Origin of the sequence: Kytococcus sedentarius DSM 20547 (assembly GCF_000023925.1) — a bacterium.
GTDB lineage: Bacteria > Actinomycetota > Actinomycetes > Actinomycetales > Dermatophilaceae > Kytococcus > Kytococcus sedentarius.
The window spans coordinates 145,487-171,172 of the sequence record NC_013169.1 but is presented as its reverse complement, the minus strand read 5'-3'; the positions used below and the strand labels follow the sequence as shown (position 1 = coordinate 171,172).

At 72.5% G+C, this 25,686-nt stretch carries 26 protein-coding genes and 1 riboswitch; of the genes, 6 read left to right on the top strand and 20 right to left on the bottom strand.

Annotation, left to right across the window (positions count from 1 at the left end; all coding sequences use genetic code 11):
- Positions 1-14 precede the first annotated feature (14 nt).
- The 3 genes from KSED_RS00825 to serS are packed head-to-tail and all read right to left on the bottom strand — an operon-like array spanning position 15 to position 2,931.
- Positions 15-830, bottom strand: a complete 816-nt coding sequence (locus KSED_RS00825; RefSeq protein WP_012801678.1) for a TrmH family RNA methyltransferase — start codon at positions 828-830, stop codon at positions 15-17.
- Positions 827-1,654, bottom strand: a complete 828-nt coding sequence (locus tag KSED_RS00820; protein WP_012801677.1) for an HAD family hydrolase — start codon at positions 1,652-1,654, stop codon at positions 827-829. Before KSED_RS00820 ends, KSED_RS00825 begins: the two co-directional genes overlap by 4 nt.
- On the bottom strand, positions 1,651-2,931 hold the full coding sequence (gene serS, locus KSED_RS00815) for a serine--tRNA ligase (protein ID WP_012801676.1): 1,281 nt from the start codon (positions 2,929-2,931) through the stop codon (positions 1,651-1,653). The genes KSED_RS00820 and serS overlap by 4 nt, the downstream gene beginning before the upstream one ends.
- A gap of 41 nt (positions 2,932-2,972) precedes the next feature.
- Between serS and KSED_RS00810 the strand changes: the two genes are divergently transcribed.
- Positions 2,973-3,965 (top strand): diacylglycerol/lipid kinase family protein, encoded by a 993-nt coding sequence (locus tag KSED_RS00810; protein ID WP_012801675.1) that lies wholly within the window; start codon positions 2,973-2,975, stop codon positions 3,963-3,965.
- 98 nt (positions 3,966-4,063) lie between these two features.
- Here KSED_RS00810 and KSED_RS15175 read toward each other — a convergent pair whose 3' ends face one another.
- On the bottom strand, positions 4,064-5,611 hold the full coding sequence (locus KSED_RS15175) for a DUF4446 family protein (RefSeq protein ID WP_012801674.1): 1,548 nt from the start codon (positions 5,609-5,611) through the stop codon (positions 4,064-4,066).
- Between the two features lie 66 nt (positions 5,612-5,677).
- Here KSED_RS15175 and KSED_RS00800 point away from each other — a divergent pair, with 66 nt between their 5' ends.
- Positions 5,678-6,118 carry a barstar family protein gene (locus KSED_RS00800; RefSeq protein WP_012801673.1) on the top strand — a complete coding sequence of 147 codons (441 nt, stop codon included), beginning with the start codon at positions 5,678-5,680 and terminating at the stop codon, positions 6,116-6,118.
- Positions 6,115-6,747 (top strand): guanyl-specific ribonuclease, encoded by a 633-nt coding sequence (locus KSED_RS00795; RefSeq protein ID WP_237699546.1) that lies wholly within the window; start codon positions 6,115-6,117, stop codon positions 6,745-6,747. Before KSED_RS00800 ends, KSED_RS00795 begins: the two co-directional genes overlap by 4 nt.
- Before the next feature lie 286 nt (positions 6,748-7,033).
- On the opposite strand, the gene KSED_RS00790 is transcribed toward KSED_RS00795, so the two are convergent.
- Positions 7,034-7,618 (bottom strand): hypothetical protein, encoded by a 585-nt coding sequence (locus tag KSED_RS00790; protein ID WP_143827316.1) that lies wholly within the window; start codon positions 7,616-7,618, stop codon positions 7,034-7,036.
- Between the two features lie 293 nt (positions 7,619-7,911).
- The gene (locus tag KSED_RS15575; protein WP_269149162.1) at positions 7,912-8,691 is read right to left on the bottom strand and encodes a DUF6318 family protein; all 780 of its coding nucleotides are present in this window, start codon (positions 8,689-8,691) and stop codon (positions 7,912-7,914) included.
- Positions 8,692-9,139: 448 nt separating this feature from the next.
- Here KSED_RS15575 and KSED_RS00775 point away from each other — a divergent pair, with 448 nt between their 5' ends.
- Positions 9,140-10,756 carry an HNH endonuclease signature motif containing protein gene (locus tag KSED_RS00775; protein ID WP_012801668.1) on the top strand — a complete coding sequence of 539 codons (1,617 nt, stop codon included), beginning with the start codon at positions 9,140-9,142 and terminating at the stop codon, positions 10,754-10,756.
- A gap of 128 nt (positions 10,757-10,884) precedes the next feature.
- Here the strand turns inward: KSED_RS00775 and KSED_RS00770 are convergent, their stop codons facing one another.
- The 7 genes from KSED_RS00770 to KSED_RS00740 all read right to left on the bottom strand — a co-directional run bounded on the left by KSED_RS00770 (position 10,885) and on the right by KSED_RS00740 (position 17,175).
- Complete coding sequence (locus KSED_RS00770) at positions 10,885-11,811, bottom strand: DUF5926 family protein (RefSeq protein ID WP_012801667.1); 927 nt, start codon at positions 11,809-11,811, stop codon at positions 10,885-10,887.
- A gap of 39 nt (positions 11,812-11,850) precedes the next feature.
- Positions 11,851-12,585 (bottom strand): nicotinamide mononucleotide transporter family protein, encoded by a 735-nt coding sequence (locus tag KSED_RS00765; RefSeq protein WP_012801666.1) that lies wholly within the window; start codon positions 12,583-12,585, stop codon positions 11,851-11,853.
- A complete protein-coding gene (ribH, locus tag KSED_RS00760; protein WP_012801665.1) occupies positions 12,582-13,112 on the bottom strand; it encodes a 6,7-dimethyl-8-ribityllumazine synthase in 531 nt (176 codons plus the stop codon). The genes KSED_RS00765 and ribH overlap by 4 nt, the downstream gene beginning before the upstream one ends.
- A 100-nt stretch (positions 13,113-13,212) precedes the next feature.
- A complete protein-coding gene (gene ribB, locus KSED_RS00755; RefSeq protein ID WP_012801664.1) occupies positions 13,213-14,568 on the bottom strand; it encodes a 3,4-dihydroxy-2-butanone-4-phosphate synthase in 1,356 nt (451 codons plus the stop codon).
- Positions 14,565-15,179: a riboflavin synthase gene (locus KSED_RS00750; protein WP_012801663.1), complete on the bottom strand. Its 615-nt coding sequence runs from the start codon at positions 15,177-15,179 to the stop codon at positions 14,565-14,567. Before KSED_RS00750 ends, ribB begins: the two co-directional genes overlap by 4 nt.
- Before the next feature lies 1 nt (position 15,180).
- The gene (gene ribD / locus KSED_RS13260; RefSeq protein ID WP_081439893.1) at positions 15,181-16,503 is read right to left on the bottom strand and encodes a bifunctional diaminohydroxyphosphoribosylaminopyrimidine deaminase/5-amino-6-(5-phosphoribosylamino)uracil reductase RibD; all 1,323 of its coding nucleotides are present in this window, start codon (positions 16,501-16,503) and stop codon (positions 15,181-15,183) included.
- Between the two features lie 265 nt (positions 16,504-16,768).
- Positions 16,769-16,896: riboswitch (FMN riboswitch) on the bottom strand.
- Between the two features lie 96 nt (positions 16,897-16,992).
- The gene (locus KSED_RS00740; protein WP_012801661.1) at positions 16,993-17,175 is read right to left on the bottom strand and encodes a hypothetical protein; all 183 of its coding nucleotides are present in this window, start codon (positions 17,173-17,175) and stop codon (positions 16,993-16,995) included.
- A 277-nt stretch (positions 17,176-17,452) separates the two neighbouring features.
- Between KSED_RS00740 and KSED_RS00735 the strand changes: the two genes are divergently transcribed.
- A complete protein-coding gene (locus tag KSED_RS00735; RefSeq protein WP_012801660.1) occupies positions 17,453-18,532 on the top strand; it encodes a 3-hydroxyisobutyryl-CoA hydrolase in 1,080 nt (359 codons plus the stop codon).
- Positions 18,533-18,616: 84 nt separating this feature from the next.
- On the opposite strand, the gene KSED_RS00730 is transcribed toward KSED_RS00735, so the two are convergent.
- Positions 18,617-20,143: a UDP-N-acetylmuramoyl-L-alanyl-D-glutamate--2,6-diaminopimelate ligase gene (locus tag KSED_RS00730; RefSeq protein ID WP_115306809.1), complete on the bottom strand. Its 1,527-nt coding sequence runs from the start codon at positions 20,141-20,143 to the stop codon at positions 18,617-18,619.
- Between the two features lie 230 nt (positions 20,144-20,373).
- On the bottom strand, positions 20,374-20,835 hold the full coding sequence (locus KSED_RS00725) for a thioredoxin family protein (protein WP_012801658.1): 462 nt from the start codon (positions 20,833-20,835) through the stop codon (positions 20,374-20,376).
- Between the two features lie 132 nt (positions 20,836-20,967).
- Between KSED_RS00725 and KSED_RS00720 the strand changes: the two genes are divergently transcribed.
- On the top strand, positions 20,968-22,350 hold the full coding sequence (locus KSED_RS00720; RefSeq protein ID WP_012801657.1) for a serine hydrolase domain-containing protein: 1,383 nt from the start codon (positions 20,968-20,970) through the stop codon (positions 22,348-22,350).
- Here the strand turns inward: KSED_RS00720 and KSED_RS00715 are convergent.
- The 5 genes from KSED_RS00715 to KSED_RS00695 all read right to left on the bottom strand — a co-directional run bounded on the left by KSED_RS00715 (position 22,310) and on the right by KSED_RS00695 (position 25,617).
- The gene (locus tag KSED_RS00715) at positions 22,310-23,044 is read right to left on the bottom strand and encodes a phosphatase PAP2 family protein (RefSeq protein WP_012801656.1); all 735 of its coding nucleotides are present in this window, start codon (positions 23,042-23,044) and stop codon (positions 22,310-22,312) included. The genes KSED_RS00720 and KSED_RS00715 overlap by 41 nt on opposite strands.
- 103 nt (positions 23,045-23,147) lie before the next feature.
- Positions 23,148-24,071, bottom strand: coding sequence for an isoaspartyl peptidase/L-asparaginase family protein (locus KSED_RS00710; protein WP_012801655.1), 924 nt, complete (start codon positions 24,069-24,071; stop codon positions 23,148-23,150).
- A 119-nt stretch (positions 24,072-24,190) separates the two neighbouring features.
- The gene (locus KSED_RS00705) at positions 24,191-24,478 is read right to left on the bottom strand and encodes a nucleotidyltransferase family protein (RefSeq protein ID WP_237699545.1); all 288 of its coding nucleotides are present in this window, start codon (positions 24,476-24,478) and stop codon (positions 24,191-24,193) included.
- Between the two features lie 26 nt (positions 24,479-24,504).
- Positions 24,505-25,176, bottom strand: coding sequence for an O-methyltransferase (locus KSED_RS00700; protein WP_012801654.1), 672 nt, complete (start codon positions 25,174-25,176; stop codon positions 24,505-24,507).
- Between the two features lie 69 nt (positions 25,177-25,245).
- Positions 25,246-25,617, bottom strand: coding sequence for a hypothetical protein (locus KSED_RS00695; protein ID WP_041290816.1), 372 nt, complete (start codon positions 25,615-25,617; stop codon positions 25,246-25,248).
- Positions 25,618-25,686: the final 69 nt, after the last annotated feature.

The window sequence follows — 25,686 nt, the reverse complement described above, 5'->3', positions numbered from 1 at the left end:
GCGCCGAACGGGACTCAGCCGAGCCGCTGCCGCACCGCCTCGTAGACCACGATCGCCGCGCTCGTGGCGACGTTGAGCGAGTTCGCGCGACCCACCATCGGGATCCTCACCCGGTGGGTCGCGCCCTCCAGCGCCGATGCGGTGAGCCCCGTCTTCTCCGCCCCGACCGCGATCGCGACGGGGCCGGTCAGGTCCACCTGCGTGTGCAGCACCTCGGTGTGCGGCGTGGTCGCCACCAGCGTCATCCCGCGCCCGGCCAGGAAGTCCAGCACCTCGGGAGTCGGTGCGGTGGCCACCGGCACCGAGAACACCGTCCCCTTCGAGCCGCGCACCACGTTCGGGTTGCCCCAGTCGGTCACCGGGTCGGCCGCGATCACCGCATCGACCCCCGCCGCGTCCGCCGTGCGCAGGATGGCGCCCAGGTTGCCCGGCTTCTCCAGGTGCTCGGCCACCACGTACAGCCCCGGCCCGTCCGGCTGTGGCAGGTCGGCCAGCGCCACCCCGGGGGTGGGCACGACGGCCAGGAAGCCGTCGGGCCCCTCCCGGTAGGCCGCCTTCTCGAAGACGGCCCGGCTCAGCGTGACGATGCCGGCCCCCCGCTGCGAGGCCAGCTCCACCACGTCCTGCTGGGCCGCGGGGTCGGCCATCAGCTCCTCACAGAGGTACAGCTCCCGCGGGCGCACGCCGCCGGCCAGGGCGATCTGCAGCTCCTCGTAGCCCTCCACCAGCGTGCTGCCGGTGGCCTCACGGGCCCGACGGCGCCGCAACTCACGCAGCGCCTTGATGCGGGGGTTCGCCGGGCTGCTGATGTGCAGTGGGGCCGGGCTCACCGGTCCAGCACCGCCTCGACACCCTCCAGCGAGCGCAGCACCTGGGCCAGGCCGTGGTCGTCCACGTGCCCGGTCACCTCGTCGGCGGCCGCGAGCACCTCGGCGGGCGCTTGCCCCATCGCCACGCCCCGGGCGGCCCAGTCGAGCATCTCCAGGTCGTTGCGCTGGTCACCGACGGCCAAGGTGTCGCCCGGCTCCACCCCCAGCCAGCGGCGCACACCCTCCAGCGCGGAGGCCTTCGAGACGCCCTCGGGCGCCAGGTCCAGCCACGCCGTGTAACCCACCGAGTAGTTCACCCCGTGCAGGCCGATGTCGTCGATCGCGTCGAGGAACTCCTGCTCGGTGCCGCCGGGGTCGTGGAAGGTCAGGCGGGTGACCGGCTCGGAGCCCAGCTCCTCCCAGCTGGCCAGGGTCAGCTCGCCCTGGAGCAGGTCCTGGGGGAAGCCCTCGCTGATGCGGTGACCCACCCCGATCACCTCGGCCGCCACGAAGGCCCCCGGCAGGTGCTCGCGCAGCAGTGCCAGCGCCGGTCCCGGGTCGAAGGTCACCTTCTCGACGATCTCGTGGCCGTCCGGCAGCTCCGGGTGCAGGCGCACCACCACCGCGCCGTTGGAGCACACCAGGTAGCCGGTGGTCAGCTCCAGCTCACGGGCCAGCGGCAGGGTGGCCATGAGCGTGCGGCCGGTCGCGATGAGCACGGTGTGGCCGGCCGCCGAGGTGGCCAGCACCGCATCGCGCACCTCGGGGTGCAGCACGCTGTCGTAGTCGATGGTGGTGCCGTCCAGGTCGAGGCAGACCATCAGCGGGCGGGTGGCGCCGGTCATCGGCCGACGGGCTCGATGACCTCGAGGCCACCCAGGTACGGCCGCAACGCCTCGGGCACGCGCACCGACCCGTCGGGGAGCTGGTGGTTCTCCAGGATGGCCACCAGCCAGCGGGTCGTGGCGAGCGTGCCGTTGAGCGTGGCCACCACCTGTGTGCCCTTGCCACCGGCCACGCGCTCCCGCGTGCGCAGGCGACGGGCCTGGAAGGTGGTGCAGTTGGAGGTAGAGGTCAGCTCGCGGTGCTTGCCCTGCGTGGGCACCCAGGCCTCGCAGTCGAACTTCCGCGCCGCCGGGCCACCCAGGTCACCCGCGGCCACGTCGATCACGCGGTAGGGCAGCTCCATCGCGCCGAGCATCTCCTTCTCCAGGGCCAGCAGGCGTTCGTGCTCCGTCTCGGCCTCCTCGGCCGTGCAGTAGATGAACATCTCCAGCTTGGTGAACTGGTGCACGCGGATGATGCCGCGGGTGTCCTTGCCGTGGCTGCCGGCCTCGCGGCGGTAGCAGGTGGACCAGCCGGCGTAGCGGCGCGGCCCGTCGGCGAGGTCGAGGATCTCGTCGGCGTGGTAGCCGGCCAGGGCGACCTCGGAGGTGCCCACGAGGTACTGGTCGTCGGCCTCCAGGTGGTACACCTCATCGGCATGGCTGTCGAGGAAGCCGGCGCCGGCCATCACGTCCGGGTTCACCAGCGACGGGGTGATCATCGGGGTGAAGCCGTTCTTCAGGGCGAGGTCCAGGGCCATGTTCATCATCGCCAGCTCGAGGCGGGCGCCGATGCCGGTGAGGAAGTAGAAGCGCGAGCCGGAGACCTTGGCGCCGCGCTCCATGTCGATGGCGCCCAGCAGCTCGCCGAGCTCCAGGTGGTCCCGGGGCTCGAATCCCTCGGCCGCGAAGTCGCGGGGGGTGCCGACCTCCTCCAGCACCTCGAAGTCGTCCTCGCCCCCAGCGGGCACCTGCGGCTTCACGACGTTGCCGATGGTGCGCAGCAGGCGGTCGGCCTCCGCGGCCAGCTCCCCGGCCTCGGCCTCCAGCGCCTTGACGCGGGCGGCCATCTCCTTGCCCTGCGCGGCCAGCTCGGCCTTCTGGTCGGCCGGCGCCTGGGCGATGGTCTTGCCGAAGGTCTTCTGCTCGGCGCGGAGGGACTCGAACTCCGCCTGCTTGGAGCGAGAGCGGGCCTCGACCTCGAGCACGCGGTCCACCACGGACTCGTCCTCACCTCGGGTGCGCTGGCTGGCGCGCACGGCGTCGGGGTTGGCACGGAGCTCTCGGATGTCGATCACGCTGCCCAGCCTACGAGACGGCGGCCGCGTACCGTAGGGGCATGCCCACCACTGCAGAGGCCACCGGACGCGATGGGGTCGGCCGCCAGCGGGCGGGCTTCGTCATCAACCCCATCAAGTTCGACGACGTGGACGACGTCCGCCGCCAGATGGAGCGGATCTGCGCCGAGAACGGGTGGGACGAGCCGCTCTGGCTCGAGACCACCGAGGAGGACCCCGGCGCCGGTCAGGCCCGCGAGGTGCTGGACGCCGGCTGCGACCTGGTGGTCCCCATCGGCGGGGACGGCACCGTGCGGACCGTGGCCAGCCAGTTGGTGGGGACCAAGGTGCCGCTCGGCCTGGTGCCCGGCGGCACGGGCAACCTGCTGGCCCGCAATCTCGACCTGCCCGTGACCTCCCGCGAGGACGCCCTGAACCTCGCCCTCACCGGCGCCGACCGGCGGGTGGACGTGGGCCAGGTGCGCTACTGGGACACCGACGGCGAGACCCACGAGGAGTACTTCCTGGTGATGGGCGGGGTGGGCATGGATGCCGACGTCATGGAGTCCACCGACGACGAGGTGAAGAAGCGCTTCGGCTGGATGGCCTACGCACGCTCCGCGGTGCTGCTGGGCTACGACACCCCGGTGCCCGCCAGCATCCGCACCGGCGAGGACGAGCCGGTGCACAAGAAGATCCGCAGCGTGCTGTTCGGCAACGTCGGCAAGCTGCAGGGAGGGGTGGCGGTGCTGCCCGAGGCCCGCATCGACGACGGACAGCTGGACACCCTCGTGGTGGCGCCGCGCGGCATCACCGGGTGGGCCGGGGTCGTGGCCGGCATGGTCACCCGCGGCTCGGTGGGCGGCGGCAACGTCTCCTACCACCAGGGCACCCAGGTGGACGTGCAGCTCGCCACGCCCACCCGCGCCCAGGTGGACGGCGACGGCGTCGGCTACGTGACGCGCATCGCCGGGCGGATCGTGCCCGAGGCGCTGACCGTGCGGGTGCGACCCGAGGGCCAACGCGGGGCCCGGCGGGCGGGCTCCGCGGCCTGAGGCGGGCCGGTGTGGGGCCGTCGGCGGCCGCGTCACCCGGGTGAGCACCCGGGTGACGCGGCCGCGGAGGCGAGCTCACCCCATCGGGGGCGAACCGGTCAGCGACGCTGACGCAGCGGGCGCACGGCCTGCTCGGGGGCGTTGGTGGTCTCCACGCCCCGCGCGGCGGCGACGGCCTGCTCCTCCTCGGCCGTGAGCCGCGTGGTGCCGCGCCCCTCGGTGACGGACTTCGCGTAGGTCTGCGAGTGCGACCGGCCGTTGAGGCTGGTGATGATGAGCCCGTCCCCGACGCCGTCCAGCATCGCGACGGAGAAGGACATGCGGCCCCCCATGTCCCCGAAGGCGTCGTAGCGCACCAGGGCGACCTCGGTGAGGGCGGACTCGCTGGTGTGCTCCAGCTTCTTGAGGCGGCGGTCGAGGTCGTCGCCGCTCTCGGAGAGGGCGCGCAGGGCACTGTCGAGCCCCGCGGTGCGCTCGCCGAGCTGCGTGGCGCCCGTCTCGAGCTGCTCGACGCGCTGGGCCTGGGTGTCGGTGGTGCCCACCAGGGTGGCCAGGCGCTCGTCCAGGGAGGTGGCGCGCTCCTGCATCGTGGAGGTGTCGCGGCGCAGCTCGTCGACGACGCCGGCGACGCCCCCCAGGCCCCGGTCGATGGTGTCGAGCAGCGTGCGGTCGGAGGCGGCCTGCTCCGCCAGGGTGGCGCGGTGCGAGGTGGCCTCGTCCAGCTCCTGGGAGACCGTCTGGCGCCACTCGTCCAGCTGCCGCTGGGCGGCGCCCAGCTCCTCCAGCCCCGCGCCCGTGCTCTGCAGGCGCTCCTCGGCGGCCGCGACCTGCTGCTGCAGGGCCACCAGGCGCTCGTCCAGGGAGGTGGCGCGCTCCTGCATCGTGGAGGTGTCGCGGCGCAGCTCGTCGACGACGCCGGCGACGCCCCCCAGGCCCCGGTCGATGGTGTCGAGCAGCGTGCGGTCGGAGGCGGCCTGCTCCGCCAGGGTGGCGCGGTGCGAGGTGGCCTCGTCCAGCTCCTGGGAGACCGTCTGGCGCCACTCGTCCAGCTGCCGCTGGGCGGCGCCCAGCTCCTCCAGCCCCGCGCTCTGCAGGCGCTCCTCGGCGGCCGCGACCTGCTGCTGCAGGGCCACCAGGCGCTCGTCCAGGGAGGCGACGTCGGTGGTCATGCGCTGGAGGTTCTGCGTGGCGTCCGTGGAGACCTGGCGGATGGCCTGGGTGTCGCTGCTGGCCTGCTGCTGGACGCGGTCGAAGCCCTGCGAGACCTCCTTGACCTGGCGGCTCGTGCGCTCGAGCTCCTCGCGGACCTGCGCGCGGGTGCGGTCGATCTCCTGGCGCATCTTGGCGAGGGACTTCTCCTGGCGGCTGGCGGCACGGTCCAGGGCGCGCTTCATGGTCACCGAGTCGACGCCCGTGCGGACGGCAGGGGCGGTGTAGCGGCGCTGTTCGCCCTGGCGGCTCGCCATCGAGCGGCGCTGCGGGCCCTGCCCGTCGCCCGCACCCGCCCCGGCCAGGACCCGGGCGGAGATGAACCGCTGGCGGCGCAGGGACGTAACGTGGAAGGCCAGCCACAGTCCGATCAGCAGGGCCAGCACCGCGCAGACGACGGCGGTGATCAGCAGGGCGTTCTGGACAGGCTCGGACACTCCCACAGGATACGCAGACGCCCGCTCGGTGCAGGGGTTCCGCGCCCGAGCAGGCACGATGGGGGCATGCCGACACCCCACTTCCCCGTCACGGAGTTCCTGAGCTCTGGCGAGCCGCTGGCCGTGGTGAGCCCGGACCAGGCCGAGGTCGCCGCCGCCGGTGCGCGCACCGCCGACTGGACCGTGCTGCTGGCCGAGAGCGCCGACGGCTCCGGGCTGCGTGCCCTGCAGGCCGGGCTGGCCGAGTCGCTGGACCTGCCCGGGGCTGCTGCCGTGAACCTGGATGCGCTCGCGGACACGCTGCGCGACCTGCCCGACCGGACGCCGGACGCGCCCGGCACCCTGCTGGTGTGGACGCCCGCGGAGGGGATCGGCCTGGAGGACGACGGGTTGGCGACGTTGTTGGAGCTGCTGGCCGAGACCGCGGCGGAGGGGGGCACGCCGCGGCTGGCGGTGCTGGTGTCGAGTGCCGCGGTGGTGCGTCAGCTCGAGGAGGGTGAGGCGTGAGCGCGCAGGGGTCCGGTGGTGGCGGCCGCGGCGGGCGTGGCGGGGGCGGGCGCCGACGCGGCGGTGTTGCGGGGCGCGGCGGGATGTGGACGGCGCGCGCCATCCTGCGGATCCTGTTCGCGTGCGCACTGGCCGCCATCGTCATCTGGGGCGGTGGGGGGATCTTCAGCAGCCTGGAGGACGAGGAGAACAACCAGCAGGAGCAGGACGGCGGCACCCCCGGAGGGTCGGGGGACGGCGCGACCGGTGCGAACGGGCGGGGCGGCTCGGGCGGTGCGGATACGGCGGCCGGCGGTGGCACGGCCGCCGGGGGCACCGGCATCGAGCCCTGCGACGAGGGTGACCTGTCCCGTGAGGCCGCGGACGTCATCGAGACCATTGCGGAGGGTGGGGAGTTCGCGTACCCCGGCAAGGACGGGAGCACGTTCGGCAACCGCGAGGGCCTGTTGCCGGCGGAGGACCGCGGGTACTACGCGGAGTACACGGTGCCGACGCCCGGGGAGTCCGACCGGGGCGCGCGCCGCATCGTGACCGGGGGCGACACGACGCCGCGGAACGGGTCGTCGGACCCCGAGCACTGGTACTGGACGGCGGACCACTACGAGAGCTTCTGCGAGTTCTCGGGCTGAGTGGCGGGGGGCCTGGGCGGGCGTCATGTCGGTTGCGGCGGGGTCGGCATCACCGTCACAGTCGATCGATCGCCGGCAGGTCCTTGATCGTCTCCCCGAGGCGTCCACCTGACGAGTCGGAGGTTGGTTCACCACCACGATGACCCCGTGCGTCGAGCGGTTCTCCCCGCCAGCGACGTGAGTGCCGACGATGCGCGCGACCTCCCCCTCCTGATGCTCTCCTGACTGTTCCTGCTCGCGGAAGGTCTGCTCGCGCATCGGGTGGGGTCGCGGGGGGCGGTCCTGGTCAGGTGGGGGGTTGGACGAGTTCGGTGGTGTATTCGGTGGGGGTGAGGGTGATGGGGTTGCCGGTGACTTCGACGTCGATTCCCAGGGGTCGCCAGGGGCCGCCGTCCAGGGAGTAGCGGCCGGTGTAGGTGGCAGTGATGCGGGGTTGGACGGGGTCGGTGGTTTCGTAGGTGTGGGTGATGGTGCCGTCGGGGTAGGGGGCGCCGGTGTTGGTGGTGGGGCCGTGGGTGGTGCCGTCGCCGTAGTCGTAGGTGATGTTCTTCAGCTCGGGCACGATCTTGAGGTCGCGGCCGAGCATCTGTCCTGGTGGGATGGTGCGGATCTCACCGGATTCGTAGCCGGCTTCGGCGAAGTCGGTCGTGAAGTACACCGGTTTGTTGACCAACGGGTCAGCGCGGGGCGGGTCGGTGGCCGGGACCGGTAGGGCGAACTTCGTGACGGTGAAGGCCTTGGCGATCCGCGCGTCCGCGACTTGGCCGGATCGGCCGGGAATGGCCTCGGGGAAGCAGGTGCTGCCGATCTCCTCCCACGTGGACTGGACACTGTCGTCCTCGGTCAGCAACTCCCGACGAGCGATCACCATCCACGGACCATCACCTGGAGCCGTGTCGCACTTGATCTCGGCCTCGGTGCACATGTTGCCCTCAGAGGAACCCGGGGTCCGCCCAGAACACATCGGCTGCGACGAGTACTCGTAGTACGACACCGGCGGATCCTTCGGACGCGCCGGTGTCGAGTCCGGCGGGAACTCATCCGCCAAAGCCTCCACCTGCTTCAGAGTTAGGCCGAGACGGATACCCCCGCGGTCCTTGTCGCAATCGTCAAAGTCCCCACAAGGCGGATCACCTGCGAGGGCAATTACTAGGTCAAGGAGCATCAATCCCTCCCCACCCAATCACCAGCCGTCGGGTCGGTGGGAATTTCATCGATCCGCCACCCCCCTGCGTAATGGAGGTTCAGACGGAGACCCAGTCCATCGACCCCGTCGGACTCACGAACGGTGACTCCATTCGCATCCACGGTGCGATTCGCGCCTTGCTCTATTGCAACAACGACCTCGATGGTGGAGGGCTTGTCAGCTACCCCAACATAAGTCCCCAAAATATTCATTGTAGAGCCAACCTGGTGTTGCTGCGCGGAAACAAGTTCAGCGAAGACCTCTTCGTAAGTGCCACACTGCTGGCACGAATCTTCAGAGTACGGCTCGATCACGCCCTTCTCGGGGAACCGGAACAGATGCGCCAGAGTCTGGACATACCAGCGGGCGAAGGCTTCGGCGCCTTCCTCGGAGTTCTCCTTGGCCACCGGGGGCATGGACGGCAGGGCGGCGGCGTCCTCGGAGGGTGAGCTGGCCCCATCGGAGGACGAAGGGCTTCCACCGTCGGAGGGTGACGGGGCCGCGCTGCTCGAGGAGGAGGGGGCGGGGCTGGACGGGCTGGGCGAGGCGCCCGCATCGGAGGGTGAGGCCGACGAGCTCGGGTCCTCGCTGGGCCCCGCATCGGTCGGCTCGCTGGAGGGCGAGCCAGAAGGACTGGCCTCGCCGGCGGGGCTGGACTCTCCGACGGGGCCGGAGGAGCTCGGGGAGGGTGGGTCCGGTGCCTCGTCGGAACAGGCGGCCAGCGCGAGGGAACCGGCCAGGGCGGCGGTCAGGAGCATGTGTCGTGTGGTGTTCATCAGGGCCTCGAAGGGGTCGACGTCTCTGCTTTCGCACCATGGCACAACCCCCGGGCCCGGGGAACGGTTTGTCCACAGGATCTGGGTAAAGACTTGACCAAGGTTCACCGGGGACCTCACCACTCGGGTGTCCGCCTGTCGTTGTCCACAGGTGGGCCGGGCATCCGACAGGCCGCGGGCACTCGTCCACATGTACTATCTAGGGCTTGACTGTTATCGGTGGTGTGTACTATTCTGGTGGGAGTTGGTTGGACAGGGGGTTCGACCACACAGCCTGGGAGGGGGTGCCATGGACGACCTGTTCACCACAGCAGAGCGCGACAGGGCCCCCGGCGCGCCCGGGACCTCGCAAGCGCCCGGTGGCCGTCAGGCGAACGGCGGAGACGGGACGGCATCCCGGAGTGGCCAGGTGCCCGCATCCGATTCGGGTGTGCTCGCCTCCGGAACCGAGGCGTCTGGCGACCACCCGACGGCGGTGGCGCGGGAGCTGTTCGCCCAGGCGCACGCGACCGTCGACGCGCTCCTGCAGAGCGTGGCCGACCTCGGGGCCCGGGCCGACTCCCTGAGCACCGACGACCTGGAGTGGCTCCTCCAGGAAGTCCACGTCCTGGTCAACCGGCACGACCGGATCAGGATCCGCGCCCTGGATGTGGTGCGTCGTACCCGGGAGGCTGGTGGGTCCCACCACGACAACGACGCCCAGTTCACCGCCGGACGCACCCACACCGACCCCCGAGGCGCCGCCCGCGACACCCACCTCGCCAAAGCCCTCGGCAACCAACCCCCCACACCCCCGCCGAACGGTCCCAAGGGCGCTCCCCCGGCGGGCCCTGAAGGTGCTGGCGAGCTCGGCGACGGCACGCACGGCGACCACGGCCCGGGCGGCGCACCCGGTGACGCGCCGGATACGGGTGCTGATGGTGTTTTGTCGCCGACGGCTGCGGCCTGGGACGCCGGGCTGATCACCCGCGAACACGCACTGATCATCACAAGCGCCCTGGACGACCTGCCCGACCACCTCACGCCCGGGCAGCGCCTGACCGTCGAAGAAGGCCTGGTCGCCAAGGCCCAACAGGTCAACCCCGCCACCCTGCGCAAAGCAGCCAAACGAGCCCTGGAAGCACTCGACCTGCCCGAAGCCGAGGTCGACGCCCACCACGACCAGCTCCTGCACAACCAGGAACGCGCAGCGTGGGATGCCGCGAGCTTCTGGATGCGCGACAACCACGACGGGACCTGGTTCGGACAGTTCACCCTGCCCGAACTCCAAGCCCACATGCTCAAGAAAGCCCTCGAAGCCCTCACCAACCCCCGCCGCCGCACAAACAACCCCAACAACCCCAACAACCCCAAGGCGGGCAACGGCGCGGCCGAAGGCGGCGTCGCGCCGACGGGAGCTGGCATGGCCGCACCGACGGGTGATGGTCGGTTCGACCGCGCAGTGCGCGACCAGCAGCGCGGACAAGCACTGGCCGAGCTCATCGACCACCTACCCACCGACCAGCTCGGCACCAAGATCAACGCCACCGTGCTGATCCGCACCGACCTGGCCACCCTCCGCGGCGAAACAGACCGGGCCGGGATCACCGACACCGGCACCGAGATCTCCACCAGCGAACTACGACGCCTGGCCAGCAACGCCGGACTCATCCCCATCGTCATGAACGGCACCACCATCCCCCTCGACCTGGGGCGGCAACGCCGGTTCTTCACAGACTCCCAACGAGCAGCCCTGGCACTGGTCTACGACACCTGCGCCGCCGCCGACTGCGACCGACCCTTCGCCTGGTGCGAAATCCACCACGCCCAACCCTGGAAACCCGTCCACGGACCCGACGGACAACTCCTCCACCCCGGCGGAGGCAAAACCGACCTGACCAACGCCATCCCCCTGTGCGGCAAACACCACCGCCAACTCACCGACCACCGCCTGACCCACACCATCCACCGCGACCACCACGGCAAAGCCACCATCACCCACACCTGGCGCAAACCCGGCGACCCCTGGAACACCAGCGACCCCCCAACACCGGACACGCACACATGACCGGAACAGTCACATCCACCGACACCCCTGCCCCCACAACGACGGGAGCCCGCCACAGGATCACCCTGCAACGGACTCCCGTACCCCACCGACCCGCCTCAGCCCTCCCAGGCCTTCGGGCCCGGCGGTCAGCGAATGGTGACCTGCCGGCTGGAGAAGCCTTCACGCGCACGGCGCTCGTCGTGCGTCAGGGGCGCATCGTCGCCGAGGCGCGCGTCCAGGCGCGCAGCCAGCTCGCCCAGCGGAGCGTTCCACTCCTGAGCGGCGATCTCGGGGTCCACCTCGAAGACGGGGACCAGCAGGCCAGCACCACGGAAGGCGCCCAGCAGCGTGGATTCTCCGCCGAGCGTGTGCTCCCCAGCGGCCTTCAGGCGAGCCAGCGCGGTGGTGGCCGCGTCCTCGTCGTGGGGCAGGAGCCAGCGCACGTAGGCACGGTCACCCATACGGCACCAGAACGCCGAGTCCACGGCATCGAGGCGCTCGGTCGGCACGATGGCCTCGTTGGCGCGCTCCATCGAGAGCTGGCCGGCCTCGTCCAGGGCGTCGCCGTCCCCGGAGATCCAGAAACCGAAGGTCTCGTGCAGCTCGGCGGTCATCTCGGTGCTGACCAGGATGTCCTGCAGGCGCGGGGTGTGCGCCATCGCCTGCGGCAGGCTGACCGTCGGCTGGCCCGGCTCGTTCGCCAGGGAGGTCAGGATCGCCTGCGCGATGTCACGGCTCGCGTCACCGGTGGACGAACCGGTCTGCAGCGCGGTGAGCACGTCACCCTCACCACGGTGGAGACCCGGCCACGCCAGCGGCAGGACGGTGGCGAGTGTGACGTCGTGCTCGCTCCCCGGCTCGAGCCCGGTCCACGCCGGGGCGGGAGCGCCCTCGGGCAGGTCGCCCGTGGGCACCTTCACCCGGATCGATGCGGTGGCTGCCGGGATGATCTCCCGCATCGCCACCCACTCCGGTTCGTTCGGCAAGCCCTTGAACGGGCGCGCCTCGAACGGTGCAGCGAGCAGCTTCGGTCCCTTGGCGTCGCGATTCTTGCGACGAGATGCCTTACCCATGGGGCCGGAGTCTACGGCGCAGCCCCGCGATGCGGGGGCTCACCGCAGCGATGCGGGTTCCGCCTGCGTCTCCGCACCGTGCAGGGCCTCCTCGCCCGGCGCCTTCTCGTGGCGCGCGAGACGCATCCACACGACGAAGCCCCAGGCCACGAACGCGCCGTACACCAGGTAGAGCACTGCAGAGGGGATGAATCCGGAGTGGAAGAGCAGCGGCACCCCGACGAGGTCCACCGCGATCCACAGCAGCCAGAACTCCACCCACTGCCGCGCCATCGCGTAGGTGGCCAAGATGGAGCCGACGAAGATCCACGCGTCCGCCCAGTAGTACCAGTCCGGCGCCGGCCAACCGGCCCCGATCTGGCGGAAGACCCACTGGCACAGAACGAGTCCCACGAGGCCGAACAGCCCGAGCTGTACCCGCTGGGCGGTGGTCGCCCAGCGTGGCGTGAACGGTTCGGTCTGGCCCGCCTCACGCTGGGCACGACGCTGCTGGCTCCACATCCACCAGCCGTAGACGCTGGTGATGATGAAGAAGACCTGACGGGCCGCCTGTCCGGCCAGGGTGGTGTCCTGCGGGTTGGCGAACCACACGCCGGCGAAGACGGTGAAGAGCAGGGCGTTGCCGATGATGCCCGCAGGCCAGGCCCAGACGCGTCGACGCATGCCCCCCAGAGCAGAGGCAAAACCGAAGACGTTGCCGACGACCTCTCGCCAGAGGATCGTCCAGGGCTCGATGTGGAGCTCGGCGGCGAAGAGCTGTTCGAGGAGGCTCACCGGGCGTCGGACCGCCAGGTCCCCTTGGCGCGCCGGAGTGTGGCGGCGGTGTCCACCGCCGCCAGTGCCGCCTCGGCGCCCTTGTCCTCGCGCGAACCCTCCAGGCCCGCGCGGTCGAGGGCCTGCTGCTCGTCGTCGCAGGTCAGCACGCCGAAGCCCACCGGGGTGCCGGTGCGCACCGAGACGTCCGTCAGCCCGCTCGTCGCGGCCTGGCAGACGTACTCGAAGTGGGGCGTCCCGCCGCGGATCACGACGCCCAGCGCCACCACGGCGTCCACGTGCCGCGCCACCCGGCCGGCGGCGACCGGCAGCTCGAAGGACCCGGGCACGCGGATCACCCGCGGGGTGATCCCCAGCTGCGAGAGGGCTCGCTCCGCCCCGGCCAGCAGTCCGTCCATCACCTCGTCGTGCCAAGAGGCAGCGACCACCGCAACGCGCAGGGGCAACGCCCCGTCGGCACGATCGGCAGCCAGCTCTCGCTGCAGGCGCTGGGCGATCAGGTCGGTGGGTGAGCCGCTGGCACTCATGGGATCTCCTTCGGGGTCGTGCGGTGGGGGGCGTCGGGTGGTCCTGTTTCCACCGTTGCGCGTGCGGGGCCGGGCTTCAAGCCCCGGCGGGTGTGATCTGTCACGTCACACCCAGGTCCCCGGGCAGGGTGTGCCCCATCCGGTCCCGCTTGGTGCGCAGGTAGCCGAGATTGTGGGGGGTGACTCCCACGATGCTGGGACGCGTCGCGGCCACCTCCACCCCGAGGGACTGCAGGGCCGAGACCTTGGCGGGGTTGTTCGTCGTCAGCTCGATGCGGTCGACCCCCAGGTGCGCCAACATGGCGGCGGCCACGGCGAAGTCGCGGGAGTCGACGGGCAGGCCGAGCTCGTGCTGGGCGTCGACGGTGTCTGCACCGGCGTCCTGCCGGGCGTAGGCCGCGATCTTCGCCGCCAGCCCGACGCCCCGCCCCTCGTGGCCGCGCAGGTAGAGGACGATGCCGGAGCGCGCCTGGGCATCGGCCAGCGCCGCGTCGAGCTGGGCACCACAGTCGCAACGCTGGGAGCCCAGGGCGTCACCGGTGAGGCACTCGCTGTGCAGTCGGACGGGGACCGGGGCCGGGGCGCCGGGAGCGGCTGGGTCACCCGGGGCACCGGGCACGGCGGGGCCACCCGAGGCGCCGGGTGCCACGAGCGCGAGGTGCTCCACGCCCGTGACGCGATCGGCCACGGCGTGCACGACGAACGGTCCGTGGGCGGTCGGCAGCTGGGCGACGGCCACCGCATCGAGCCGGTCGTGGACCGAGCGCCACCGGGCCAGGGCCTCGATGGTGAGGACGGGCAGGCCGTGCTCGGCGGCGAGCTCGCGCACGGCCGGCGCGCGCATCATCGAGCCGTCGCCATGCACCAGCTCGGCGATGGCGCCCACGGGCTCGAGCCCAGCCAGCCGACACAGGTCCACGGCGGCCTCGGTGTGCCCGGCGCGCTCGAGGACCCCACCGGCGCGGGCGCGCAGGGGCACGATGTGACCGGGGCGGATGAGGTCGGTGGCGACGCTGTCCGCATCGGCCAGGGTGCGCAACGTGTGGGCGCGGTCGGCGGCGCTGATGCCCGTGGTCACGCCGGCCGCGGCGTCGACGGTGACCGTGTACGCGGTCCGGAAGGGGTCTGCGTTGTCCCGCACCATGAGCGGCAGCGCGAGGGCATCCGCCCGCTCGGCGGTCAGGGGTGCGCACACATAGCCGGAGGTGTGGCGGATGGTCCAGGCCAGCCACTCCGGGGTCAGGGTCTGCGCGGCCAGGATCACGTCGCCCTCGTTCTCGCGGTCCTCGTCGTCGAGCACCAACACCGGGCGGCCGGCCTGCAGGGCCTCCAGGGCAGCGGCGAGCTCCGGGGTGAGGTGAGCCGGGTCGGCGACCGGGTGAGTCAGGTCGGCGGGCGAGGGGGGCTGGCCAGCCGGCCCGGGGTGGGCCGCCGAGCTCGTGGGCTGACCCGTCATCGGGTGCCTCCCACCAGCTTCTCGACGTACTTGGCCAGCACGTCCACCTCCACGTTGACCGGGCTGCCGACCGCGGCCGTGCCCAGCGTGGTCCGGGCAAGGGTCTCCGGGATGAGGCTCACCTCGAGCCAGTCGGTGCCCACGCCACTCACGGTGAGGGACACGCCATCGAGGGTGATCGACCCCTTGTCCACGACGTACCGGGCCAGTGCGACGGGGATGCTCACGCGGACGACCTCCCAGCGGTCGCCGGGGGTCCGGTCGGCGATCGTGCCGACACCGTCGACGTGCCCCTGGACGATGTGGCCACCCAGCCGGGCGTCGACCCGCACGGCGCGCTCCAGGTTGACCGGGCTGCCGGGGGTCAGGGCGCCGAGCGAGCTGTGGGTGAGCGTCTCGGGCATCACGTCGGCGGTGAACCTGGCAGGCGATGCGGAGTCACCCGCCTCGCCCAGGTCCGTGACCGTCAAGCACACGCCGTTCACGGCGATCGAGTCGCCGCGGGAGGCATCGCTCGTGACCAGCGGGCCGTGGACGGTCAGGCGAACGTCGTCCCCCGCCGGGTCGATGACCTCGATGCGGCCGAGCTCCTCGATAATTCCGGTGAACACGTCAGGCTCCTTCGGGGGTCGCGGGGGTCGCCGGGATCCCGGGGGTCGCCGGGGTCGCCGGGATCCCGGGGGTCAGTCCTGCAGCGGGCACGAGCGTCAGGCGCAGGTCGTCGCCCAGGTGGGTGACGTCCTCGAGGTGCCACCGGTCGATGCCGTCGATGGAGCCGATGCCGAGGTCACCGATCAGCGACGGCCCCGCACCCAGCAGCGCGGGGGCCAGGTAGTGGACGAGGCGGTCGACCAACCCGGCGCGCAGGAAGGCAGCCGCCAGGGTGGGACCGCCCTCGAGCCAGACGTGGTGGATGCCCCGGTCGGAGAGGACGCGCAGGACCTCAGCAGGGTCGTGGGTGCGCAGGGAGATCGTCTCGGCCGCGTCGTCGAACACCCGAGCCGATGCGGGGAGCTCACGCGTGCCGACAACCACCCGCAGCGGCTGCCGCGGGGTCGGCGCCGTGGTCGCGTCCGGGGCGGGGGCTGCGTCTGTCGACGGGGTCGCGCTTGGGGCAGGGCCCGCCTCCGGGGCTGGGTCCGACTCCACGGCGGGGGCGGCGAGCTCGGCGGCGGGCAGGCGCACGGTGAGCTTCGGGTCGTCGGCCAGGGCGGTGCCGGTGCCCACGACGATGGCGCCGGCGGTCGCTCGCTGGCGGTGCACGTCGAGTCGGGCGGGCCCACCAGTGATCCACTGGCTGGTGCCGTCGGCAGCGGCCACCCGACCATCGAGGGTGCTGGCCAGCTTGAGCGTGACCACGGGTCGCCCGAGCCGGGCCGATGCGGTGAACCACCGGTTCAGCGCGGTCGCCTCGCTCTCCAGCACGCCCGTGACCACCTCGACCCCCGCGGTGCGCAATCGCTCGGCGCCGCCGGAGGCGAGGGGCGTCGGGTCCGACTGGGCGATGACCACGCGGGCGATCTCCGCATCGAGCAGGGCCTCGGCGCACGGGCCGGTGCGCCCGGTGTGGTTGCAGGGCTCGAGGGTGACGACCGCGGTGGCGCCTGCCGGCAGGCGCGGCGTCCCGGCACGGGTGACGGGCCCGGAAGGGCGGGGGCCGGCATGGGTGACGGGCCCGGAAGGGCGGGGGCCGGCATGGGTGACGGGCCCGGAAGGGCGGGGGCCGGCATGGGTGACGGGCCCGGAAGGGCGGGGACCCGCGGCCGGGCCGCACCCCGCATCGAGCAGGGCAGCCACCTCGGCGTGGGGCGTACCGGCGCCCTGGTGGAAACCCTCGCCGAGCGTGCGGCCGTCGCGGTCGAGGAGCACGCAGCCGACGCGGGGGTTCGGGTCGACGGCCGGCCCACGGGCAGCCAGGTCCAGGGCGCGGCGCATGGCGGCCACCAGCTGCGGCGACTCGTGGGGGACCACGGGAGGACCGTCGAGCTCGGCACCCACAACGGGGGCACGTCTCGGGGTCGGGGGGTTCCCGGTGGAGCTCACTGGTCGTTCCTCACGGCGGTGGCGGCGCGAACCGTCCGGCGGACGGCCCGGGTGCACCGGGGGAACGGTCGGGCGCGAGGGGGCGACAGCACCCCGTCTCACACGAGATGCTTCGCGGCTCCTCACCACGACGACAGGTCACCGCTGGGCGATGACGCACGTGTGCCTTCCATCCGGACTTTCACCGTCGGTCTCGGATTTTCACCGAGTCAACCGCCCGCTGGATGCGGACGGGTCGCGGACTCTCACCGCCGGTTCGGACTTGCACCGACCCCGGAACACGTGAGCAGCAGTCTACGCCCGGGGTCGGGCGGGGGCCCATCCCGGCCACTGCGCGCGGGGCCCACAGCACCACCACGTCCCATCACGCCGGCCCGCCCATCACTCCGTGTGGCCCTCGAACGGGTCCTCCAGCGCAGCACCCAAGGCAGGGCACGCCACCTGGCGGGACTGCTCCTCCCCCTCGGTGACGATCCACGCGTCGTCCCCGATGACGTCGAGGTGCTGGTCGGGCTTCAACCCGCCGTCGTCCTCCAACCCCGGCCCGGTGAGCCGGAAGAACATCCCCTGCGCCGACGGGACGGCCCCGGTGGGCGCGCCGTCCGCGCCGTCGGCGCAGGATGCGACAACCCCCGACCGATGGGGAAACGCTGGCCAACGGGCAGGCAGGGCGGCCGCGGTCGCACGCCATGTGGAACGCTGGCGGCAGCACACCGCCCGGCGGCACACGACCGCGCCGGACCGGGGCCGGACAACCCGCACGGACCGACGCGCCCCGTCGACGCCACACCGCAGACAGCCAGCCGGCCGACACAGACCGACACCGACCCCAGGAGGAACCATGGCTACCGACCTCACCCCCACCCCCGAGACCGATGACGTGCTGGTCGGGGTGCGTGACGGCATCGCCCGCATCCACCTGAACCGCCCGAAGGCGCTCAACGCCCTGACGCACGACATGTGCGCTGCCATGCTGGGTCAGCTGCGCGAGTGGGACGCCGCCGAGGGTGAGCAGCGCCCGCGGGCCGTGGTGGTCTCCGGCGAGGGGGAGAAGGGCTTGTGCGCCGGCGGCGACATCAAGGTGCTGCGCGAGGCCGCGACCTCCGGCGAGGTGGGCCCCGCCCGCGACTTCTGGCGCACCGAGTACGAGCTCAATCAGCTGATCGCCGACTACCCGATCCCCTACGTGCCGCTCATGCACGGCGCGGTGATGGGGGGCGGCATCGGCATCAGCGCCCACGGATCGCACCGGTTGGTGGCCGCGGACGCGAAGGTGGCCATGCCCGAGACCGGGATCGGCCTGTTCCCCGACGTGGGTGCGCTGTACCTGTTGGCCCGCGCCCCCTTCGAGCTGGGCACGCACGTGGCCCTGACCGGCGACCGTTTCTCCGGGGCCGATGCGGTGGTGCTCGGCCTGGCCGATGCGGTGGCCCCCGCCGAGTTCCTGGACCCCGAGGCCGTGGTGGACCGGTTGGCCGGCGGTGAGTCCGCGGACGACCTGGTGGCTGCCGCGCGGGAGGCCGGCGGTGAGCCGGAGGCCCCGCTGCTGAGCCAGGCCGCATGGACCGCCGAGTGCTACGAGGGCGAGGCCGCCGGCGCCATCCTGGAGCGCCTGCGCGGCCACGACGCCGAGGGTGCCCAGAAGGCCGCCGAGCTGCTGGAGTCGCGCTCACCGCTCTCGGTGAACGTGACGCTCGCCGGGCTGCGCGCTGCCGCGGGGGACACCCTCGCGGGGGTGCTGGAGCAGGACCTGGAGCGGGCCACCGGCATGATCCTCAGCGGGGACTTCGCCGAGGGCGTGCGCGCCGTGCTCATCGACCGGACCAACGACGCCGCCTGGCGCCACCCCAGCATCGCCGAGGTGCCGGCAGACGACGTGAAGGCCGTGCTGGCCGGCGAGCGCCTCGACCAGGAGGACTGACAGACCCCTCACCCGGGCCTGGGGCCCCAGGTCTCGTCCGGCCCCGTGCCGGCATCGTCTCCGGGACCTGTGCCGCGACCAGCCTCAGCGCAGGGAGAGGCCCTCGCGGATGCTGGTGGGGTCGTGGTGGTCCACGTCGCCCTCGGGCAGGTGCTGGAACGGCTCGTCGCCCTTGCCGCAGGCGATCAGCAGGTCGTTCTCCCGCGCCATCGCCACCGCCTCGAGCAACGCCTCGCGCCGGTCGACCACGATGTGGGTGTCCGCCGGGTCCGCGCCGGCCATCACCTCGTCGGCGATGGTCACCGGGTCCTCCCCGTAGGGGTCGTCCGTGGTGATGATGCCGACGTCCGCGATGCGGGAGACGACCTCCCCCATCAACGGCCGCTTCGCGGCATCGCGCTCCCCGGCGGCGCCGTAGACGCAGATCAACCGCCCACCGGCCATGTCGGCGATCTTGCGCGCCACCGTGAGCACCATCTCCAGGCCGACCTCGGTGTGCGCGTAGTCGACCACGGCCATGAACCCGTGGTCCGCGGCCTCGGCAATCCGCTGGAAGCGACCCGGCACCTGACCGAGGCCCTTCACCGCATCGACGACGGCGAGCGGGTCGTGCCCCGACTCCAGCGCCACCGCCACCGCGCCGGCCACGTTCAACGCGTTGTAGTCGCCCACCAGCGGCGGCTCCAGCCGCAGCTCCCCGTGCCCCGGGGTGCGCAGCGTGAACTGCATGCCCTCCAACGTGAGGTCGGTGGGATCGACGATCTGGTAGTCGGCCTCCGGCGAGTAGCCGAAGGTCAGCGAGCCCGGGAACTCGCGGGCCAGCCGGCGGCCGTAGTCGTCGTCCACGTTGGCCAGCCGGGGGCCCTCGGTGCGCTCGAACAGCTGCCGCTTGACCTGGAAGTAGGTCTCCATGTCGCCGTGGATGTCCAGGTGGTCCCGGGTGAGGTTGGTGAAGATCGCCGAGGCGTACTCCACCCCGGTCACGCGGTGCAACTCCAGGCCGTGGCTGGAGGTCTCCAGCACCGCATCACTCGCCCCGGCCCCCACCATGCGGCGCAGGTTCTCCTGCACCAGCGGGGCCTCGGGCGTGGTCCGCATGGCGGGGCGCCCCACCCCGTCGATGATGACCTCCACCGTCGTGGACAGGCCCACCTTGTCCTTGCCCAGGATGCCGGCGAGGAGGTTGTACAGGACGTAGCTGGTGGTGGTCTTGCCGTTGGTGCCGGTGATGCCGTGCACCCGCATCGAGCGACTGGGGTTGCCGTTGACGGCGGCCGCGAGCAACCCCAGGGCCTCCCGCGCGTTCGGCACCACCACCACGGGCAGCGGCCCGGCGCCCTCGATCTCGCCGATCTGCGGGTCGGCCTCGCGGTCGGCGGCGGTGGGCCACTCCCGCTCGGCCACCACCAGGGACGCACCCCCGGCGAGCGCCGAGGCGGCGAAGCGCAGCCCGTCGCTCTTGAAGCCGGAGACGGCCACGAAGGCGGCGCCCGGCTCCACCGCGCGGGAGTCGTGCGTGACCGCGGCAATGCCGGGTGACCCGGCGAAGGCCTCGGGAACGGCGGCCTCGGGGAGGCGCAGGGCGGTCGCGACGTCGGCTCGGGTCAACACCCGGCCAGCGTAGGCCGCCCGGGGCACCGACGCACCACCCGCCGGCGATACGTGGGTCACCCCATCTCCCTCACGGCGCCCGGCCCGATGCGCTGACTCGTCCGCAGCACGAGACGGCACCCGACCCGATGCTGTGACGCGTCCCCAGCGCGCGGCCCTCGCGCGAGCCACGACGCACCGTGGGCCACCACCCGGGATCGGGTGATGGCCCACGAGAGGGCGAGGGAGCCTCAGGTGAAGGGGTTCGCCGGGTCGGCACCACCGGCGGAGCGGGTGCCCGCATCGGCCGGGGTGGTGGACTGCTGGGCCTGGGGGGCCTGCTGCTGCGCGGCGGCCTGCTCAGCCTCCACCTGCGCGCGGACCTCGTCCATGTCCAGGCCCTTGACGGCCTCGAGGACCTCGTCCAGGGCGGTGGCGGGCATGGCGCCCGGCTGGGCGAACACGCCGATCTGCTCGCGGAAAGCCATGGTGGTGGGCACCGACTGGATGCCCAGCGCACCGGCCAGCTGCGGCTGGGCGTCGATGTCGACCTTGCCGAAGACGATGTCCTGGTGCTTCTCGGAGGCGGCGTCGTAGACGGGGGCGAACTGCGTGCACGGACCGCACCACGTGGCCCAGAAGTCCACGACCACCATGGGGTTGTCCTTGATGGTCTGCTCGAAGTTCTCAGCGGTCAGTTCAACGGTGGCCACGGGTGCCTCCTCAGGGGTACGGGGCCGCCGTCCCCTTGCAGGACGGCGCGGTCTCGCAGGCGTCAACCGCTCACCCACGGGGCTTGTTCCCGCGCTGTGGCCAAGGTCACCCTCGGGGGATACGGTGCGCCCATGAGCCACGACGCACCCCAAACCCAGGACGGCCTCCGCCGGAGCACCACCCGCGAGCTGCACCGCATCGCCCTGGAGGGGCAGTCCACCGGGCGCGTGCCCGCCCTGTTCGCGGGCGTGCAGCGGGGCGGCGAGCTGGTGTGGAGCGAGGGCATCGGCACCACCGGTGGCGGTGAGGGACGCGACCGTGCCGCCACCGCCGACGACCAGTACCTGGTGGCCTCCAACACCAAGACCTTCACGGCCGTGATGATCATGCAGGCCCGCGACGAGGGGAGACTCTCCCTGGACGACCACCTGGGCGACCACCTGCCCGGCGGCACCCCCTCGCCCGCACACGCGGCCACCATCCGCTCGGCCCTCGCACACGTCTCGGGCATGCAGCGCGAACCCCACGGTGACGTGTGGGAGACCCTGGCCTTCCCCGATGCGGAGCGGCTGGTCCAGGAGTACGCGCAGGCCGAGCGCGTGGGGCCCTCGCACACCCGCTGGCACTACTCGAACCTCATGTACTGCCTGCTGGGTGAGGTGGTGGCCCACCTCGACGGCCGCAGCTGGGCGGAGTCCCTGCAGGCGCGGCTGCTGGACCCGCTGGAGCTGCGCCGCACCACGGTGGGCTTCTCCGGCGCGCAGGTGCAGGGCTACTTCGTGCCGCCCTTCAGCGACGTGCCGCTGGTCGAGCCGGTGCCCGAATTCCGGGGCACCGCCCCCTGCGGCGGCCTGGCGTCCACCCCATCGGACATGGCGCGCTGGTCGGGCTTCGTCGCCGACCCCGACGAGGCGGTGCTCGCCCCGGACACGCTCGAGGAGATGACGCAGCCGCAGACCGTCATCGACCCGCGCGGGTGGAGCGCCACGATGGGGCTCGGCTTCTTCCTCATGCGCCGCGACAAGCGCATCTGGGTGGGCCACACCGGCGGCATGCCGGGCCACATCACGGGGGTGTTCACCCACCGTGAGTCCGGCACCGGCGGGCTGGTGTTCATGAACAACTCGAACTCGCCGGACCCGGCAGCCCTGGCGATCGACCTGGGCGAGGCGCTGGAGTCCGCCGAACCGGCCGCCGGGGAGCCGTGGACCCCGGGCGAGTCGGTGCCCGAGGAGCTCACCGGGGTGCTGGGCCACTGGTACACCGAGGGCAGCCACGTGGTGTTCAGCGTGCGGCAGGGAGCGCTCGAGGCGCGGATGGCCGGGGCGCCCAAGGAGGCACCGCCCGCGGTGTTCGAGCGGGTGGAGGCCGACCTGTACCGCACCGTCTCCGGGCGGGAGCGCGGCGAGATGCTCCGCATCACCCGGCGCGAGGACGGCACGGTGCTGAAGATGAACTGGGCCACCTACCTGGTCACGCGCGAGCCGCTGGCGTTCGGTCAGAACCCGCAGTGAGCTCCTCGTCCCGGCCGTCGAGCTGCGCCGGGAGCAGCACCCGCGGGGCGCGGTCGTCCCACCAGCGGTGGGCGACGAGGACCAGGTGCAGCAGCATGCCGCCAACGAGCAGGCCGGCCACCAGGTCGGTGGTCCAGTGGAAACCCAGCCAGAAGGACACCCCGGTGGCGAGCAGCATCACGCCGACCCACCCGAGGTGCAGGACGATGCGGGTGGCCCGCCCCGGCTGCAGGTGCGTGCACAGCAGGTGGACCACTGCGCCGTAGAGGAGCACCGCCTCCGCGGCGTGCCCCGAGGGGTAGGCGATCCCCTCCCAGCTGGTGCCCTCGAGCTGCCCCACGAAGAAGCGGGGGTCGCCCATGCCGGTGGACCCCCGGGCCAGCAGCACCTTGAGCAGTCCGACGCCCCCGAAGAACGCGGCCTCGACGAGGACCACCAGGCGCACCGGCGACCACGTGCGGCCGCGGACGGCGAGCCAGAGCGCCGTGAGCGCCAGCACCGGCAGCGCGACGGCCTGGCCGGCGACGTTGTCGAGGACCATGAACAGGTCGGTGGCGTAGGGGGTGCGCTCGTCCGACCAGGAGCCCTGCAGGGCACGGTCCAGGGGCTGGAGCGGGCCGAGTGCGAGCGCCGTGAGGACCACGAAGGCAGCCGCCAGCACGGGGAGGCCGAGGGCACGGCGCAGGAAGGACATCCGGGGGAGGTTAGTGGCGTTCACGGCGAGCGCCCCATCGAGGGGGAGCTGCCACTGCCGGGAGCAGGCAGCCAACGGGCAGCTCCGGTGACGGTCTGGCCCGTCAGCCGATGCCGGTGACCGGCCCCTGGCCGATGTCGTAGCCGCGGTGCATGCCGGGTGAGTTGAAGGCCAGCACCACCTCGCCGCTCGGGGTCACGGCCACCAGGCCGCCGTCACCGCCCCGCTCCGCGAGGTACTCGTCCAGCACCTCCCGGACGGCCTGGTCGAGGGCCTGTCCACCCCATCGGAGACGGGCGTGGACGTCGTGGGCCACCACGCCGCGCAGGAACAGCTCGCCGGTGCCGGTGCAGGAGACGGCGACGGTCGCGTCATCGGCCCAGGTGCCCGCGCCCACCACCGGGGTATCGCCGACGCGGCCCGGCAGCTGGGCGGCGATGCCGCCGGTGGAGGTGGCGGCGGCCACGTGGCCGTGGGCGTCGCGGGCAACGGCGCCCACGGTGCCGTGCCGGTACTCGGTGAACGAGCCGGTCTCGGCCAGCATCTGCTGCCGCTCAGCCGTGAGGTAGTACTCCGGCCCCACCAGCTTCAACCCCCACTCGGTGAGTAGGTCGACCGAGGGGTCCGAGAGCAGCACGTGGTCGGTGTGCTCCATGACCGCCCGGGCGGCGAGCACCGGGTTGCGCGGCCCGGTGGCGCAGGTGACGCCCCCGGCGCGGGAGTCGCCGGTCATCACCGCGGCGTCGAGCTCGGCGACGCCCTCAGTGGTGAGGGCGGCACCGCGACCGGAGTTGAAGTACTCGCTGTCCTCCAGCACCTGCACCGAGGCGCAGACGGCATCCAGCGCCGGGCCGCCGGCATCGAGGACGGAGCGGCCGGCGCGCACCGCCTGCTCGAGCACCTCGTGGCAGGCGACCGTGCGCTCATCGGTGAGCGAGGCCGGGTCGACCCCGGCGCCGCCGTGCAGGGCCAGGGCCGGGCCGTCGCCGGCGGGCAGGTGGGTGAGCTGGACCTCCGGGTGCGTCATGGGGTCAGTCTGGCGCACGGGCTCGTGAGGTCCACGAGGCTGGGCGGATGGGCACCCTCAGGTCCGCGGGGCCTCACGCGGGGCGGCGCCACACCGAGACGTGCAACTCGCTCCAGCGTTCACCACGGCTCGACGGTCAGGGATGGCCAGCGCCGCTGGTAGTCGCGGGCCTTGGCCTCGTAGACATCCTGCAGGGGCCGGGCACGGTGCGGGCGCAGACGAAGCGCGAACACGTCCTCCAGCCCGTGCGGTGCGTACACGCGCAGCCCCTCGGCCTCCCGGGTGATGCCCACCTGGCAGGTCGTGGCGACGAACGCGTCGATGCCGTCGGTGGCCCGCCGGAAGGGCGGGGCGGGCACCCCGAACTTCTCCGCGTACCAGAGGTGCACCCGGGCCTGGTTGCGCACCTCGAGATCCCGTGCCCCCTGCGCGCTCACCGCACGCGGGCCAGCACGAACCCGTCCCACCCCTTGGAGCCGACGGTCTGCAGCGCGGTCGCGTCCAGCCGGTCGTCGCGGCCGATCGCCTCGATGAGGGAGCGCGAGCCCCGCACGCGGGGGTCCTCCGACGCCGGGTCGACCACCGCGCCGTTGCGGACCACGTTGTCCCCCACGATCACCGACCCGGGCCGTGTCAGCACGAGCGCCGCCTCCAGGTAGGCCAGGTTGTTGGCCTTGTCCGCGTCGATGAAGACCAGGTCGTAGGGCTCCACCCCGTCCCGGACGAGGCCGGCGGAGCTCTCGGTGGCCGGCCCCGGCAGGAGGTCGATGCGGTCGGCCACCCCCGCCCGCTCGAAGTTCTCCCGCGAGACCCGGGCGGCGGTCTCGTCGACCTCCAGGGTGGTCACGCGCCCCTCCGCACCGACAGCCCGGGCGAGCCAGATGGTGGAGTACCCGGCCAAGGTGCCGAACTCCAGCACCCGCCGGGCGTCGATCATCTGGCAGATCAGGGCCAGGAGCTGACCCTGGTTCGCGGCCACCTCGTGGTCGGGCAGTCCCGCATCGCGCGAGGACGTCCTCGCCGCGGTCAGCGCGTCGTCCTCGGGGCACAGCTCCCGGACGAAGTACTCATCGACGTCTCGCCAGAGCTTCTCGGACTCGTACACGCGGCCTCCTCCGATGGGGGGTGGGAAAGGCATTGTGCCAGCGTGCCCCGGCGCGTCCGGGGGCTCCCTCTACCGCCCGGACCCCCCGAGGCCGCGGATCACCCAGCCCACCATCGCGCCGACCAGCGCCGGCACGAGGGTGAGCAGGCCCCCCATCAGGGGCAGGCCCTTGAGGTCGTCGAGCAGGATGCCGCGGTCCAGCGGGTCGTCGAGGCCCTGCGCCTGCAGCGCCCCCAGGGCGCCGAGCACCAGGCCCACGACCGCCCACACCAGCAGCACCCAGAACACCGACCTGCCACTCCGGGCGTCGAGGAAGGACCACACCAGGGCCACCAGGGCGTCGGCGGCGCCAGGGGGTCGTCTGGCGCCGTGCGGCTCTACGAGCCGGAGGGGTTCCGCACCATCGGCGCCGCCCCCGGTGGGTTCATCCACCCCACCCATGGGCCGGTCGACCTCCTCATCCTCTGGCGCGACCTCCCGTGAGGCCTGCCCCGCCACACCCGCGGCTAT